Genomic DNA, 14,480 nt, shown 5'->3' with positions numbered 1-14,480 from the left:
TCAGGACTCTCCAAGCCAGAATGTATCCGGCATGTAGACACCGAAATAGGCGGTCGGGTCATAGCCGTAGAGCGCCTTGTCAGGCAGATTGCGCAGCCGCGAGGACACCAGGACCGGCTGATGCGTTCCGTTCACGGTACCGATCGAAAACACCTGATCGGTGTAGATCGACAGCATCGAATTCCAGATTTCGGCGCGCTCCGTGGCTTCGGTCGATGCGTTCCAGCGCTTGAGCAAAACCATCAGCTCGACCACAGGCGGAAGATCGGGCGCCTCACCGACCTTGCCGTGAGACAAGTAGTGAGCACCCCAGAGCGGCCATTGCAGCTGGTCGTCGATGGTGGGGGCCAGCTGGGACGGGTTCATGTCGGCGGTCGGCACGCCATTGTCGATGCCCGACCACATCGACATCATGATCTGGCCGCCAAGCGCGCGGCTGCGGAAGATATCGCGCTGCGAAGTCCGGATGAACAGGGCGATCCCGATCTTGCGCCAGTGATCGGTGATGAGTTCGAGCGCGTCGGTTTCCAGCGTGCTTTCGCCGGCCGTTTCCACTACGATCTGCGCAGGGCGCCCATCGGGAAGTATCCGCAGGCCGTCATCGTCGCGCGTCTGAAGCCCGACCTCGTCGAGCAAGGCATTGGCTTGGTCGGGATCATGGGCGACCCAGGCTTTCGCGAATTCCGGCCGGTAGAGCGGGCTCTCCGGCAGGACCGTATCGGCACTTTCCTGCGCCAGTCCGTAGAACACGGCCATATTGATCTCGCGCCTGTCCACAGCGAGCGAAAGTGCGCGGCGCACGCGCACGTCACGCAAAAGGCCACGCCACGTCCGGTCGGCACAATTCAGATTGGGCAGCAGCGCCAGTCGCGAACCCTGTGTGCGTTTCCAGAGATGCATCTTCACCGGGTACCGCTTCTCCGCGTCCTTCAGGAAGGCGTAATCGCTGAAGTCAATTCCCATGCTTTGCAGGTCGCTCTCGCCCGCACCGGTCTTGGCCGAGATGATCGCCGACGAGCTGACATTCATGACGATCCGGTCAACATAGGGCAGTTGCCGGCCATTCTCGTCTATTCGATGAAAGAACGGGTTGCGCTCGAAGACGAATTGCTCGGCCGGCGGCTTGGTCCGGTTCTGCCAGGGATCGAGCGTCGGCAGTTCCGGGTTCTCCGGGCGATACTGCCGCGACATGCGGATATGCAGAAGCGTCCATTTCTTGGCCCGGTTCTCCTTCATTAGGCCGGCGAGCCGGAATGGATCCTGGTATTTCTTGTGGAACTGCTTGAGATAGGCGGCCGGCAGAACAAGCGATAGCGGCGAAGCAGCAGCAAGCTTGGGCAGGAAGTCGGGATTGGGCCCATCCCAACTATAGCGGACCGTCGACGGATCGACGATCTCGAAGCGTGGCGGCTTGCCGGCCGCCAGCAGGGCCGGGGCAAGCCCGCCTTGCGAGAGCTCATCGTTCAGCCAGACATCTTCCCAGCAATAGCGAAAATCCTCCGGCGTCAGCAGGCTACCGTCAGACCATTTATGCCCTTCCCGAATCTTGAAAGTGAAGACGCGATCATCCGCTACGTCGAAACTTTCGAGGATATCGGGTTGCAAGTTAAGCTTTTCGTCATAGCCGACCAGGCGAGCATACCCGTAGATCGTCATCATCCGGATATCTTTCTGGCTGCCGATGATCGTGCGCAGCGTGCCGCCATACTGGCCGGGCTGCCGGCCCATCGCGGCGAGGTTCAGCGCGCGCGGGCTTTTGGGCAAGCGTTCGGCGAGTGCCGGCAGCGCCTTGGCCTTCAGCTGTGGCTGAAGAAATTCCGGCTCCAGATCGCCGGCGCGCGACGTGCCCGGCAGAAATGCCGAAGCCATGAGGCCAAGGACGGTGCGCCGGCTGATCAATGGCGTAGCTCGCTGACATCGGCCGAACGTCGGGCCAGCACGAGGTGGCCGCCGCCAAGATCGAGCGGCGACAGCATATCCTCGTCGCCCTCGTCGCGGAATTGCGGTCCCCATGCGCTGGTGTCGGAAGCGCCGCTGAGCTTCAGCGTCTTGAAATCCATCGGCCTGTCGAGATCGGGGAAAGGGACTGCGGCAACCAGTGAGCGGGTGTAGGGGTGGACCGGTTTCCTAAGCAGGATTTCGCGCGGCGCAAGCTCGACGATACGCCCGCCGCACATCACCGCGATGCGGTCTGCCATGTAGTCTACCACCGCCAGATTGTGGGATATGAACAGGTAGGTCAGGCCCAGTTCCTTCTGCAGGTCTTTCAAAAGGTTCAGGATCTGCGCCTGGACAGAGACATCGAGTGCCGAAACCGGCTCGTCGCAGATCAGGAGTTCAGGCCCCAGCGCCAACGCGCGCGCGATGCCGATACGCTGACGCTGCCCGCCGGAGAAACTGTGCGGATAACGCTTGATGAAGCGCGGATCGAGCCCGATTGCCTGCATCAGGCTCTTGACCGTTGCGAGTCGGGACGCGGCATTGCCGCGTTGATGGATTTCCAGCGGCTCGCTCAAGATGTTCTCCACCGTCATGCGAGGTGAAAGCGACGAAACCGGATCCTGGAAGACCATCTGGATTTTCGCGCGCAGCATGCGCAGGGCGTCTCCCTCGGCTTCCAAGACGTCGATCGGTCCGTCGCGGCCGTTAAAGATCACAGAGCCGCCGCTAGGGGTGACAGCCCGCATGAGGATCTTGCTGACGGTGGTTTTGCCGGAGCCGCTTTCGCCGACCAGACCCAGGCACTCACCCCGCCTGATATCGAAGCTCACGCTGTCCACGGCGCGAACAGAAGTTTGATGACCCGCTCCGAACCATTCGGACTTGCGGGTGGTGAAGGTCTTTTTGAGATCCCTGACCGACAGCAGGACGTCGTCCGGCCCCTTCGACGCCGGCGCCGTCTGCTTGCCGAGCAGGTTCTCGACATTCACCGGCACCTCGCGGAGCGCTTTTAGCCTTTCGCCAGGCTTCAGATCGAAATGCGGAACGGCTGCCATCAGGCCCTTCAGGTAAGGGTGACCTGGCCGGCGGAATATCGCCTCGACAGGTCCCGCTTCCATGATCTCGCCATGGTAGATGACCACCACCTCGTCGGCGACATTGGCGACCACGCCGAGGTCGTGCGTGATCAGTAGCATCGCCATGTTCAGCTTGGTCTGAAGGCCGCGCAGCAATTGCAGGATTTGCGCCTGGATGGTGACGTCCAACGCCGTCGTCGGCTCGTCGGCGATCAACAAGGCGGGCCGGCAGATAAGCGCCATCGCGATCATGGCGCGTTGACGCAATCCTCCCGAAAGTTCAAAGGGATACATGTCATAGGCGCGCTTGGGATTGGGAAAACCGACAAGGCCGAGCATTTCCTCGGTCCGCGCCTTGCGCTCCGCTCGAGCCATGGGCGTATGAATCTGCAGGGATTCGCTGACCTGGTTGCCGATCGTGTGCAGCGGCGACAGCGATGTCATCGGCTCCTGAAAGATCTTGCCGATGCGGCTGCCTCTCAACGCCCGGATATCGGGTCCGTCACGCGGCATCTGCAGGATATCCTGCGTCGTGCCGGGCTTTTCAGGATCGGAAAACAGGATACGGCCGCGAACTTGGGCTGTGTTCGGCAAAATGCCCATCACTGCCTGGCTGATAACCGATTTTCCGGAACCCGACTCGCCCACAAGCGCGGTAACCTTGCCGGGGAGGACGCGAAGATTTGCACGCCTGACGGCATGCAACGGTCCCCCGATAATGGCAAAAGAGATGCCAACGTCCTCGATCCGCAGCAGATCAACGCCCGAATTCATTCTCATACCAGCCCCACTCTGGCAGGTCCAAAAGGCGAGACTAGCGCATTGCCAGCCTAGAGCAACTTGGATTCGAAACAATCGCCAGTTCCCTGGCGGAACGGCGACCGGACTGCATACCAAAGGCGTTCGGATCAGATCGGGGCGGTTACTGGAGCTTCCTCGGGGCGCCCGCCGACAGCCGCGCTGCATCGCGATGAAGCAGCATGACCTGCTCGGCGTCGGATATTCGGTCGTAAATCGGCTCCAGCGTGCCGTCCTCATCGAGTGCGAGAGCACCCGACAGATCGGGTGAAAGCACCGTCAGCTTCTGTTTGATACCCGCCAGTCCCTCCTTGCCGAGCGTCAGCCAGCTGTGGGCGCCGCAATAGCCGGCGAAGTCCTTACTGGCGAGAATGCTGTGCGGATATTTCTTGGTCAGGGTCTGGAGGCGCTGGACCTCGTTTACAGCCGAGCCGAAGACAGAGAATGTTAGCCGGTCGGTAAGTCCGACATTGCCGAACATCACATTGCCGACATGCAGGCCGATGCCAAATTTTATGTCGCCCAATCCCTGCTCCTTTCTGCGCAGATTGAGATCCATCATGCGAGCGGTGGCCTTGTGCGTTGCCGCAAGAGCAGCCTGGCAGGCGGTCTCGGACTGCGCACGGTGCCTTTCGCAAGGGAAGACGGCAATAAAGCCATCACCTATGAAACTCATGATCTGTCCGCCTCTGCGATTGAAAGGTGCAGCAATGGCATCGAAAAACTGGTTCAGCGTATCGATGTAGATTTCGCGGCCGGCAGTTTCGGCAAGCCTTGTCGACCCGCGCATATCGGCCATGACCAGTGCGGCCCGGATTGTATCGCCCTCGCCGCGCTTGATCTGGCCGTCCAGCACGCGCCTGCCGGCGTCGCCGCCGAGATAAGTCGTCATCATGTTGTCGGCCAGCTTGGTGAGCACCGCCATCTTGGTTGCGATAGCGAGATGGTTCTGGATGCGCAGCAGCGCTGAAATCATGCTGTCGCTGAAGCCTGAAGCGCTGTCGGTGGACCAGGACCCGATCATGCCCTGACTGGTATTGCCGTTGAAGGGATGGACGAAAGCCAAGTAATCGGTCACGCCCATAAGCCTGAGTTCATCGAAAATAGGAAATTCCGACGGCACCGACGGGTCGAGCCGGCGCCTCAGATGGTCGAGCTTGTGGCTGAGCAGATGGTAGTATGGGCTGGTCAGGAATCTGTCAGAATGAACGCCGTCCTTTTTGCGGAAGCCTTCCACTTCCATGCCCTGGCCGCGAAGCCAGGTGAAGCCAAGCGCGTCATAAAGCGGATGAAGCATCGAAAAGCTCAAATGCACCCGCTTCAACGGCAGGCCGGCAGCAGCCAGCCGTTCACAAAAGCCCTTTACCAATGTTTCCAGGTCGTCGCCCGCCAGCGCCGATTGGGTCAGCCAATCGGCAACCTTATCCATGAGAATGGTGGAAATTTCTGCTTGCGCTGTGCTCATGCTATCTTGAGACCCGTCGAAGACGAGCCATTCTCCTTTCTAACGACCCGAAGATAAGACCCTCGAAGTCAATAATGCCCTTGTCGGCAAAAGCCGTCGAAGGGGCATTATGTGGCGAGGCTGCCGGCGGAGTGCAATCATGATCCTGCCATCAGGTAAAAAATTCGCCGGCTCAGACGCCGTCAGGCCTTCACCACAGTCTCTCGGGCTAGCCCGAGGCGGCCAAAAACATTGCGTGTGTCGACGATCAGAAGAGCGTGATCAGCGATCGCCTGATAGTCGATCGCCTCGTGGTCGGTTGCAACGACGACAGCGTCGAAATCCTTCAGGGCCGCCTCGGTCAATTCGACCGAGCGCCGCCCCTTGATCGCCATATGCTCCCGTGTGGTCGGGATCTCGGTAACATGCGGATCGTGGAATTCCGCCTTGCCGCCCCATTCCTCGATGAGTTCAATGAGCCGCAATGAGGGGCTTTCGCGGATGTCGGGCACATTCTTCTTATAGGCGAGCCCGATGATGAGAATGCGCGAGCGGCTGAGCGCCTTGCCGCAGCGCCGGTCCAGCGCCTTCGCCAGTTCATCGACCACATGACGCGGCATGGCCGTGTTGATCTCTGCCGCCAGTTCGATGAAGCGGGTCGGCAGTTCGTATTCGCGCGCCTTCCACGTCAAGTAGAAGGGATCGATCGGAACGCAGTGCCCGCCAAGTCCGGGGCCAGGATAGAAAGGCATGTAGCCGAAGGGCTTGCTCTTTGCCGCCTCGATCACCTCCCAGATGTCGATGCCCATCGCACCGAGCACGACCTTCAACTCGTTGACCAGGGCTATGTTGACCGAGCGGAAGATGTTTTCCGTCAGCTTGACCGCCTCGGCGGTCGCCGTGGTGGAAACCGGAACGACGGTCTTGACCACGCCCTGGTAGAAAGCCTGCACGAGCGTCGCCGCTTCAATGCCGTCGCCTGCCACGACCTTGGGGATCGTCGCGACTTCAAAGCTACGATTGCCGGGATCCTCGCGTTCGGGCGAGAAGCCGAGGAAGAAGTCTATCTTCGACTGCAAGCCGGTTTCTTCCAGTATGGGCTTGATCACGTCGTCGGTGGTGCCGGGATAGGTGGTCGATTCCAGCACGATCAGCTGGCCGAGACGCAGATGCTTCGCGATGGTGCCTGCCGTGTTCCTGACAAAGGAGAGGTCCGGCTCACGGTTTTTCGTCAGCGGTGTCGGAACGCAGATGATGATGACATCGCAGACGGCCAGTTCGGCAAAATCCGCAGTGGCGCGGAACCGTCCGCTCGCCACCTGGCCGGCAAGGGCCGTCGATGTCACCGCCTCAATGTAGGATTGGCCGTTGTTCAGGTTCTCGACCTTCTGGGCTTCGACGTCGAAGCCGGAAACCGGGAAGCCGCCGCGTGCGATCGCAACCGCCAGCGGCAACCCGACATAGCCCAGTCCAATCACGCCGACTTGCGCGGCGCGCGTCGAAATCCGGTTCAGAAGACGGTCATATGTCGATCGTGAGGCGTCCAAAAATCTGCTTTCCGTTCAATTCGGACAGGCCGTCCGCTCCCCATTGCGAGGCTCACCTGGTTCCCCAAGAACCCCGAGGCATATTGCGGAAAATCGATTTCCGCAAGCCGTCGTCAGACCGGCACCTTCGCCTTCAGGCTTGCGGCGGCCATCGCATAGCCGCCGGCGGCGCCATCGATGAAATGAACGTGGTCGCGCTGCAGCGGCGAGGCGACCAGGCATGTCATCAAGGCCGATTTCTGGCGGTGCAGGCCATAGTTGCAGATGCCCGCCTCTTCCGCCTGTTTCAGCCGGTTCTCGATCCGTTGCAACACATCCGCGTCAACGTCGATGGTCATCTTCAAGCCGTCGTCGAACTTCCGGAAATCCGAATTGCTGGCCACGTCGCGTTTGTAGACCTTCGGATCGAAACTGCCGATCGTCCAGCCATACCTGTCGGTGACAGCCGTAAGCGTCATCAGAAACAATATCCACAGCTTCGACAGCCATCGCCATCCTGCCGGCGCCATGGCCCGCGCCTCGATATCGAGGCCGGCGGGCGGAAAACTGAAGCCCGGCCCGTTCACCGGGACCGGGTGGCCATCGCGTTCCTGCCTGCCGGCAAGAGCGATGATGTCGGAAGCCAGAAACTGAAAACCGCGCAAGTCGCGCGACGCCCCCGGTATGGCTATGATCGAGACGATTTCGCCATGCCGGGCTTCGATCGGGTCCCAGCGGCAGGAGAGGCCGGTCAGATCCGGCCGCGCGCCGGCTGGCGCAGGATCGATGCGGTAGCGCCCCGCTTTCATCTCGGCTTCCGCCCAACTGCCGCCACCGCCGGCGAACATGGCATAGAAGACCGCTTCGGAGGCCCGGAACCTCGCCACGCGAACGTCGAGGCCTTGCGCTCTTATATCCTTTATCGGCACGATTGCGGCTCGCAAGGTCAGGTCCAGTTCGTCCGCCACCCATCTCTGGACAACCGCCAGCGCGTTGCGGGTGATCTCCAGCGCCGAGCCGGGAAACGCCACGAGCGCGCCGTCGCCGCCGAAGACAAAGGGAAGATCTTGCCGACCCAGCGCATTGAGCAGCGCCGAAATGACGCTCGCGCCGGCCATATTGACGGTTTTATAGCGCCCAGCCCCGATCGCCTTGGTCGAGCCGACGATGTCGGCGGTGGCCAGCGCCCAGCCATCCGGGAGAGGCCGATAGTTATCGATATCGGCAACGCTTTCGAACTTTGCGAAGACCGGCAAGGAAGCGACAAACGGGTCGGACGCGGCAGCTGTTTCCATGAGCATCAAATAGCACATTCCACTGCTTGAGGGTGAAGTCGATCATGCTTCGAAATTGACTTGCACGGGCATTCCGATGATAGGGTCCGGCGATGCGAATTGCCTTCTACGCGCCGCTGAAGTCGCCCAATCATCCCGTTGCCTCCGGCGACCGCCAGATGGCACGGATGCTGGTCAAGGCGCTGGAGCATGGAGGGCATAGCGTCGAACTAGTATCCGAATTGCGCTTCTATCTACGCGAACCGGAGTCGAAAAGTTTCGCTGCGCTCAAGATCGAGGCCCGAGAGGAAGCCGCGCGGCTGACAAGGCTTTGGGATCGTGACGGCAAGCCCGATCTCTGGTTCTCCTATCATCCCTATTACAAGGCGCCCGACCTGATCGGACCCGAGCTGGCGTCGGCCTTTGCTATCCCCTATGTGACAGCGGAAGCCTCCTATTCGAGGCGGCGCAACGTCGGTTTGTGGGGCGATACCCAAGCGTTGGTGGCGCGAGCCGTCGAACAGGCAGCGCTGAACATCTGCTTCACGCTAAGGGATCGTCAGGGACTGATGGATGCGATTCCCGACGCCGCTCTCGGTATGCTTTCGCCCTTCATCGACACATCGGTATTCGGGGAAATGCCGGCAAGGGGTTGTCCGACGCGCCTCGTTACCGTCGCCATGATGCGCCCGGGCGACAAAGTCGAAAGCTATCGCATGCTGGCGCAGGCGCTCGGTCCGATCGGCCACCTGCCCTGGACCATGTCGGTGGTCGGGGATGGGCCTGCCCGTGACGAGATCAAAGCGCAATTCGCCGGCTTGCCCGCCGACCGTATCGAATGGCTTGGCGCGATTGAGCCAGCCGCCGTGCCGGACGTCCTCTACGGTGGGGGAATTTACGTCTGGCCGGGTTACGGCGAGGCCTATGGTGTTGCCTATCTTGAAGCACAGGCCGCCGGTCTTCCGGTGGTGGCTCAGGACATCGCCGGCGTGCCGGAGGTCGTGCGGGATGGCCAGACCGGGTTTCTCACCCCGGCGGGCGATGTGGCGGCGTTCGCATCTGCCATTGAAAGGCTTCTGGCCCGTAACGACGAAAGAACCATCATGGCCGCGGAAGCCAGACGTTTCATCCTCGAAGAACGCTCCCTCGGTGTTGCAGCGGCGCGTCTGGGCGAACTTCTTGCGAGGATCCCGGTTTCATGACATCCGATCAGATCTGGCAGCCCTTGGTGGAAGAACTGGCGTGCCGGCAACGGGCGGACCGTAAGGCAGAGTTCTGGCTGCGTGACGATGACGCCGTGGAGCCGACGCCGGCGCTTGATCGGCTGCTCGACCTCACCGGTGAATTCGCGGTTCCGGTCACTCTGGCCGTCATTCCGGCCCTGACTGGTGAGAAGCTTGTCGCCCGGCTTGACGAGGCGCCGCATGCCACGGTCGCCATCCATGGTTGGACGCACCGAAATCATGCGCCCGAGGACCAGAAAAAGCAGGAGCTCGGCGCGCATCGGCCGCGTGAGGTGGTGCTCGATGATCTGGCTCGCGGGCTGTCGCACGTAACCGGCCTGCACGGCGCACGTGCCGTTCCGATGCTGGTGCCACCCTGGAACAGGATCGACGCCGGCTTGGTATCCGACCTTGGATCGATAGGATTTGCGGCATTGTCGGTCTATGGGCCGCCGAAGCCGGCTTCACTGGCGGTCATCAACAGCAATGTCGACATCATGGACTGGCATGGCACGCGCGGCTGCCGCGATTATGGCCTATTGGTTCAGGCTATCATCGCGCAATTGCAGCGTGCATTCGACGGCGGCGAACCGGTCGGCCTGCTCACCCACCATCTCGTACATGATGAATCGGCCTGGCTTTTCCTCGAACGGCTATTCACAGTCACAGCACAGAGTGAAGCCTGCGCATGGCTTCCGATCAGGACACTGATCGGGCGCAGCGCCGGTAGAGGAAAATAGCTCAGCGCTTTTTGTGCAATGAGACTGGAAATGTGAGCGTCTGGCCATCCCGCGCGGCAAAAGCGCCGGCAAACCTGTCTTTGGCCAGTTTCTCGATCTCGTCCAGTTCCTCGTCGGTGCGTGTCGGATCGTGGTGAAACAGCGCAAGCCCGCGCGCACCGGCCGCCTCACAGAGCTTGGCGCCCTGTTGCCATGTCGAGTGCCCGTAACCGCGGCGGCGTTCCATTTCCTCCTCGGTGTAGGTGCAATCGTAAACGACGAGGTCGGCATCTTCAATCAGGCCGAGCACCGCCTGATCGAGTTTGTTCGGCTCGTGCTCAGTGTCTGTTATCACCGCCACGACGCGGCCGCCCCATTCGACCCGGTAGCCTATGCAGCCACCCGGATGGGTAAGACTGCCGGTTCGGACCACCACCCCTTCGCGCGGCCGAAGCACGTCTCCGGATACGAAATCGCGATAGTCGAGCCTTGCCTTGCAGAACTCCAGTTTCATCGGAAACCATGGCGGCCGCATGAACTTATCGACCATTTGCCGGGTCGTCATGTGTCCTGCAAGATGCCCGGACCAAAGCGTAACCTTAACGCTCCGGTCATAGATCGGCGCAAAAGACGGCAACCCGATGATGTGATCGTAATGGCAATGGGTGAAAAGCAGGTCGAAATCGGTCACGCCCAGAGCCTGAAGCGCCCCGCCGGCAGGTCGTAGGCCAGAGCCTGCGTCGAATAAAAGCGTATGCTTACCGCATCGCATCTCAATGCAGATTGTGTTGCCGCCATAGCGAGAGAATTCTGGCCCCGATACCGAAATGCTGCCGCGCACGCCCCAAAACCTGACCAGGAAAACGTCGTCGTCCATGCTACCCCTTCGCAGTCCCCCGTCGCCCATCGTAGCCAAACAACTGCTGCTAGGCGAGACAGGTTTTCCCGGGTGACCTTCTCAGCAAGAGGCCGGTGCCATCACGACGGCGAGGATCGAGCGGACGTCATCCGTTATTTGGCGCTTCGTGCATCGATCAGATCCGCGGTCGTATGGCTTAGGCGATCGGCAAGAACCCTCAATATCTCGATGGTCATTTCCGGGAACTCCTTCATAAGCCTCAGGAAATGATCCTTGCTGATTCTCAACGCTTCCAGCGGACTTGCCGCTCTGACGGTGGCCGTGCGGGAGCTGTTGCACAATATGGCGATCTCGCCAACAATCGAATTTGGCTCCAGTTCGGCAACTTTTATCGGTCCGCTGTCGGAATCGACCAGGATATCCGCCCTGCCTGAAAGGATGACATAGGCGGCGTCTCCCTCGTCGCCCTGCCGGAAAAGGATCTGGCCGGCACTGTAGCTCACACGATCGGATGTGAACGCAAGCAGCTTGAGCTTTGTCGGCTCGATGGCAGAGAACAAGGGAACGCGTTGCAGCATTCCAACTTCGTCCTTGAGCAGCATTGTCGCAAACCTTCCCAAAATTCGCGTGTGCCAGACTAGAGCAACGGTCGCCCAGATGGAATCAATTCTGTTTCCGGGATGGCGAGACGAACCACGCGAAAGGTGGCAAGCCCGATGTCGAGCGATCGGGCGATGCCGCTGACAAAATGGGCTTCGCCAGCCGGAACCCGAAGAGCCGGGTGAATTTGCGGCAAATCCTTCGGTTTTCGGCGCGGATGCAGTCCCGCTACGCCCTTTGCCGAATGCCTTGGTCTTGCAGCAAATTCGCACCGGCAGAATGATCCCATCTGAATGTCCGTTGCTCTATGACAGCAGTTCCTTGAATATACCGTTCCCTGCCAAAAGTGTCTCGGGTGTTCCGTCTTCCACCAATTTGCCCGAGTCGAAGACGATAACGCGATCGAACATCATCCCCATCGCCGGATTCGTCACGACCCACACAATTGCCGGCGAATGGCCGTCGCGCCTGGCATCCTCGAGCACGTTTCGCAGCACCTTATCCTGCATGCGCTGGTCGAGCGCCGACAGCGGCCGGTTGAGAATGAGAAAATCAGGACGCTTGAGCAGGGCCCGGGCAACATCGAGCTTCTGTCGCTGTCCACCGGTCAGCCGCCTGCCGCCGGAGCCGACATTGAAGTCCAGGCCGACATCCAGAAGTTCGGCATAAAGCCCAAGTTCGTCAAGAATGTCATAGACGATGGAGCGTATGCGGTCCGGCGCGTCGGGATGGTTGTTGCCCACACGCCCGAACAGGACATTATCCATGACGGTGGCCGCGGCTATGTATTTTGCAGGATCATACCGTTCGATCGCATTTTGCAGCTCGGGCGGCAGGTTTTCGTAGAACAGGTTGCGTGCAGCGACGATCTTGCTCATCAGCTCGTCGCTCAGCAGGCCGAAGCGGTACCGGGGCTCGATATAGGCAAAGCTCAAGGTGACAATCATGGCGCGGTCGCTCTCCGAAACCGCCTCGTGGGGACGGTTCTTGAGCCGTTGCAGCAAGGTTTCGTAGGCGGGTATCTCCTCGGCGCTCATGAAGGCGAGCTGCTGGAAGAACTGGTGATCGGGCGGCAGGTCGGCAAACAGCTCGATCGCCTGTTCGGCGATCTCCATGCCCATTTCGTAGAGCGTGCGGTCGAGGCCGGCTTGCCTCAGCACAGAAGCAAAATAGGGATTGGCCGCCAGAGCCCTGTCGGCCAGTTCGGGCCCGGCGGCAGCGCCGAAGAGCAGGTTTTGGCCAATCGTTGCTTCCTTGTTGTAGGCGCCCGGTTCGAAAGGAACCACCAGTTCGCTCAGCCCTTCGTGTTCCAGCCGGGTTCGCAGCGCCGCACGCAGTTCGACGATCCGCCTGGCAAGCTCCGTGTGACGCGTCAGGTCGGCCGAAGAGCGCAAGCCAAGATCCAGAATATCGCGCGACAGAACAACCGCGTCGAGCACCCGGCGCACGGCTTCAAAGAGGTCGTGCGGGCCGGTAGCGCCAGCGGAAGCATAGTTGATCCAGTCGCTGTGGATATCCAGATCCGGATTGCCCGACCGGCGCGCCTCGTGGATGTTCCAGCGGTGCTGGTCTGCCGCAGCACCGTCATAAGGCACCGATGTCAGCGGCGCATGCTTCAACCCGTAGAGCAGGTTATCGCGGAGGCTTGCCTGGAACAGGAAAACATCCGACGAGGCATAGGACATGCGCCGGCCGGTCACTGCTTCGGGGAGTTCAAGCAGATCGTCGGCGCCCGAAGCGACCCTTCCGCTGTCCGGCCAGTTCAGCCGCGCGAAGGCTTCTGCAAGCGCCTCGGCTCCACCTGTTGCGGTACTAACCAGCGCCACCGTCTCACCCGGCTTGACCTGCAGGGAGATACGGTCGAGGAGCATTCCACCGCCATCGTCTGCTATGGACAGACCGATCGCGGACAGGGGTTTGGTCATCGGTTCGGGATCGTCGATCGTCAATGCCCCGATTCTCGGCGCAATGAGACCATCGACGGTGAATTGTTCAACGACCTGCTGATATTTGACCTGGATATCCTGCCGCGCCTGATCCCAGTCGATCAGTTCCTTCATCGGTCCGGGCAGTTCCTTATAGGCGCTGATCACGGCCACGAGCTGGCCGACGTCCAGCCGCCCCTGGATGACCAGATACCCGCCGATCATGTAGAACAGAAAGGGCGTGACCTGCGCGAGAAAATTGTTGAGGAACTTCACCATGAATTTCCATTGGTAAAGATCGAAGCGGATCTTGAAGATGAGCCCGAGCCGGGCAGCTATGTCGGCGCGCTCGTAGTTTGATGTGTCGTGGACGTGAACCGCGCCAATCCCGTCGACGATTTCGCCAACCCGGCCCGAAAGCGCGCGCGCCGTCAACTGCCGTTCGCGCCCGAGCACAATCAGCCGCCGCCGCATTCGCGGGATGAGCACGATCTGGATCGCCACGATCACGACCGCTATCATTCCGAGCCAGAAGTTCTGGACCACGATGAACAGCATGGCCGTCAGCGCCTGGCCGCCGAGCAGCACCGGCTGCACGAAGGCATCGCCGATGAAGCCGCCCAGCGGCTCCACCTCGTCCTTCACCATGGTCGCCACTTCGGCGGATTTCACTCGCTTGAAGTAAAACGGTGGAAACCGCAGCACACGATCCACCAGATCGAAGCGGATACGCCGCAGCATGCGTTCGCCGAGGCGGCCCTTGTAGGTGTTGATGTAGAGTTTGAACAGGCCGTTGATGACGACTAGCAAGAGGAACACAAGGCTCAGGGCAAACAGCGTCGCCTTGCGGTCGAGCTGAAAACCGGAGAAGAACTGGACCTCTCCGATGAACGGCAGGTTATAGTGCAGCCTCATGAATGGCTGGGTCGCGCCCGGTTGCTCGAAGCCGCTACCTTGGATCGGGCCGTTGATGATCAGCTTCGGCAGGTCGAAGGACATGAAATACGGGATCATCGAAAGCACGACGATCATCAATATCCAGAGCTGCTGCTTCTTGGTGTGCGTCCAGATATAGCGGGCTAGGCTGGGTTCCAT

General features: G+C 60.5%; 10 protein-coding genes. 2 read left to right on the top strand and 8 right to left on the bottom strand.

The genetic code is table 11. From position 1 onward, the window contains the following. From CIT31_RS19740 to CIT31_RS19720, 5 genes are all read right to left on the bottom strand, one after another. Nucleotides 1-1,899 carry an ABC transporter substrate-binding protein gene (locus tag CIT31_RS19740; protein WP_095520009.1) on the bottom strand — a complete coding sequence of 633 codons (1,899 nt, stop codon included), beginning with the start codon at nt 1,897-1,899 and terminating at the stop codon, nt 1-3. Further along, nucleotides 1,896-3,791, bottom strand: coding sequence for an ABC transporter ATP-binding protein (locus tag CIT31_RS19735; protein ID WP_095520008.1), 1,896 nt, complete (start codon nt 3,789-3,791; stop codon nt 1,896-1,898). Before CIT31_RS19735 ends, CIT31_RS19740 begins: the two co-directional genes overlap by 4 nt. A 148-nt stretch (nt 3,792-3,939) precedes the next feature. Beyond that, a complete protein-coding gene (locus tag CIT31_RS19730) occupies nt 3,940-5,280 on the bottom strand; it encodes an adenylate/guanylate cyclase domain-containing protein (protein ID WP_095520007.1) in 1,341 nt (446 codons plus the stop codon). Between the two features lie 182 nt (nt 5,281-5,462). Continuing rightward, nucleotides 5,463-6,806 carry a nucleotide sugar dehydrogenase gene (locus CIT31_RS19725; protein WP_095520006.1) on the bottom strand — a complete coding sequence of 448 codons (1,344 nt, stop codon included), beginning with the start codon at nt 6,804-6,806 and terminating at the stop codon, nt 5,463-5,465. Nucleotides 6,807-6,919: 113 nt separating this feature from the next. Beyond that, entirely contained in the window at nt 6,920-8,080 is a 1,161-nt protein-coding gene (locus CIT31_RS19720; RefSeq protein WP_095520167.1) for a DUF3095 domain-containing protein, read from the bottom strand. Nucleotides 8,081-8,172: 92 nt separating this feature from the next. On the opposite strand from CIT31_RS19720, the gene CIT31_RS19715 reads away from it, so the two are divergent. Both CIT31_RS19715 and CIT31_RS19710 read left to right on the top strand, forming a co-directional pair. Then, a complete protein-coding gene (locus CIT31_RS19715; RefSeq protein WP_095520005.1) occupies nt 8,173-9,261 on the top strand; it encodes a glycosyltransferase family 4 protein in 1,089 nt (362 codons plus the stop codon). Beyond that, a complete protein-coding gene (locus tag CIT31_RS19710; protein ID WP_095520004.1) occupies nt 9,258-10,022 on the top strand; it encodes a polysaccharide deacetylase family protein in 765 nt (254 codons plus the stop codon). Before CIT31_RS19715 ends, CIT31_RS19710 begins: the two co-directional genes overlap by 4 nt. A 1-nt stretch (nt 10,023) precedes the next feature. Here the strand turns inward: CIT31_RS19710 and CIT31_RS19705 are convergent, their stop codons facing one another. The 3 genes from CIT31_RS19705 to CIT31_RS19695 all read right to left on the bottom strand — a co-directional run bounded on the left by CIT31_RS19705 (nt 10,024) and on the right by CIT31_RS19695 (nt 14,480). Beyond that, nucleotides 10,024-10,878 (bottom strand): MBL fold metallo-hydrolase, encoded by an 855-nt coding sequence (locus tag CIT31_RS19705; RefSeq protein WP_095520003.1) that lies wholly within the window; start codon nt 10,876-10,878, stop codon nt 10,024-10,026. Nucleotides 10,879-11,012: 134 nt separating this feature from the next. Then, the gene (locus CIT31_RS19700) at nt 11,013-11,462 is read right to left on the bottom strand and encodes a cyclic nucleotide-binding domain-containing protein (RefSeq protein ID WP_029349567.1); all 450 of its coding nucleotides are present in this window, start codon (nt 11,460-11,462) and stop codon (nt 11,013-11,015) included. Between the two features lie 303 nt (nt 11,463-11,765). Further along, nucleotides 11,766-14,480, bottom strand: coding sequence for an ABC transporter transmembrane domain-containing protein (locus CIT31_RS19695; protein ID WP_095520002.1), 2,715 nt, complete (start codon nt 14,478-14,480; stop codon nt 11,766-11,768).

Origin of the sequence: Mesorhizobium wenxiniae (genome assembly GCF_002284535.1) — a bacterium.
GTDB classification, from domain to species: Bacteria; Pseudomonadota; Alphaproteobacteria; order Rhizobiales; family Rhizobiaceae; genus Mesorhizobium; species Mesorhizobium wenxiniae.
This window is presented reverse-complemented; position numbering and strand designations above follow the sequence as displayed.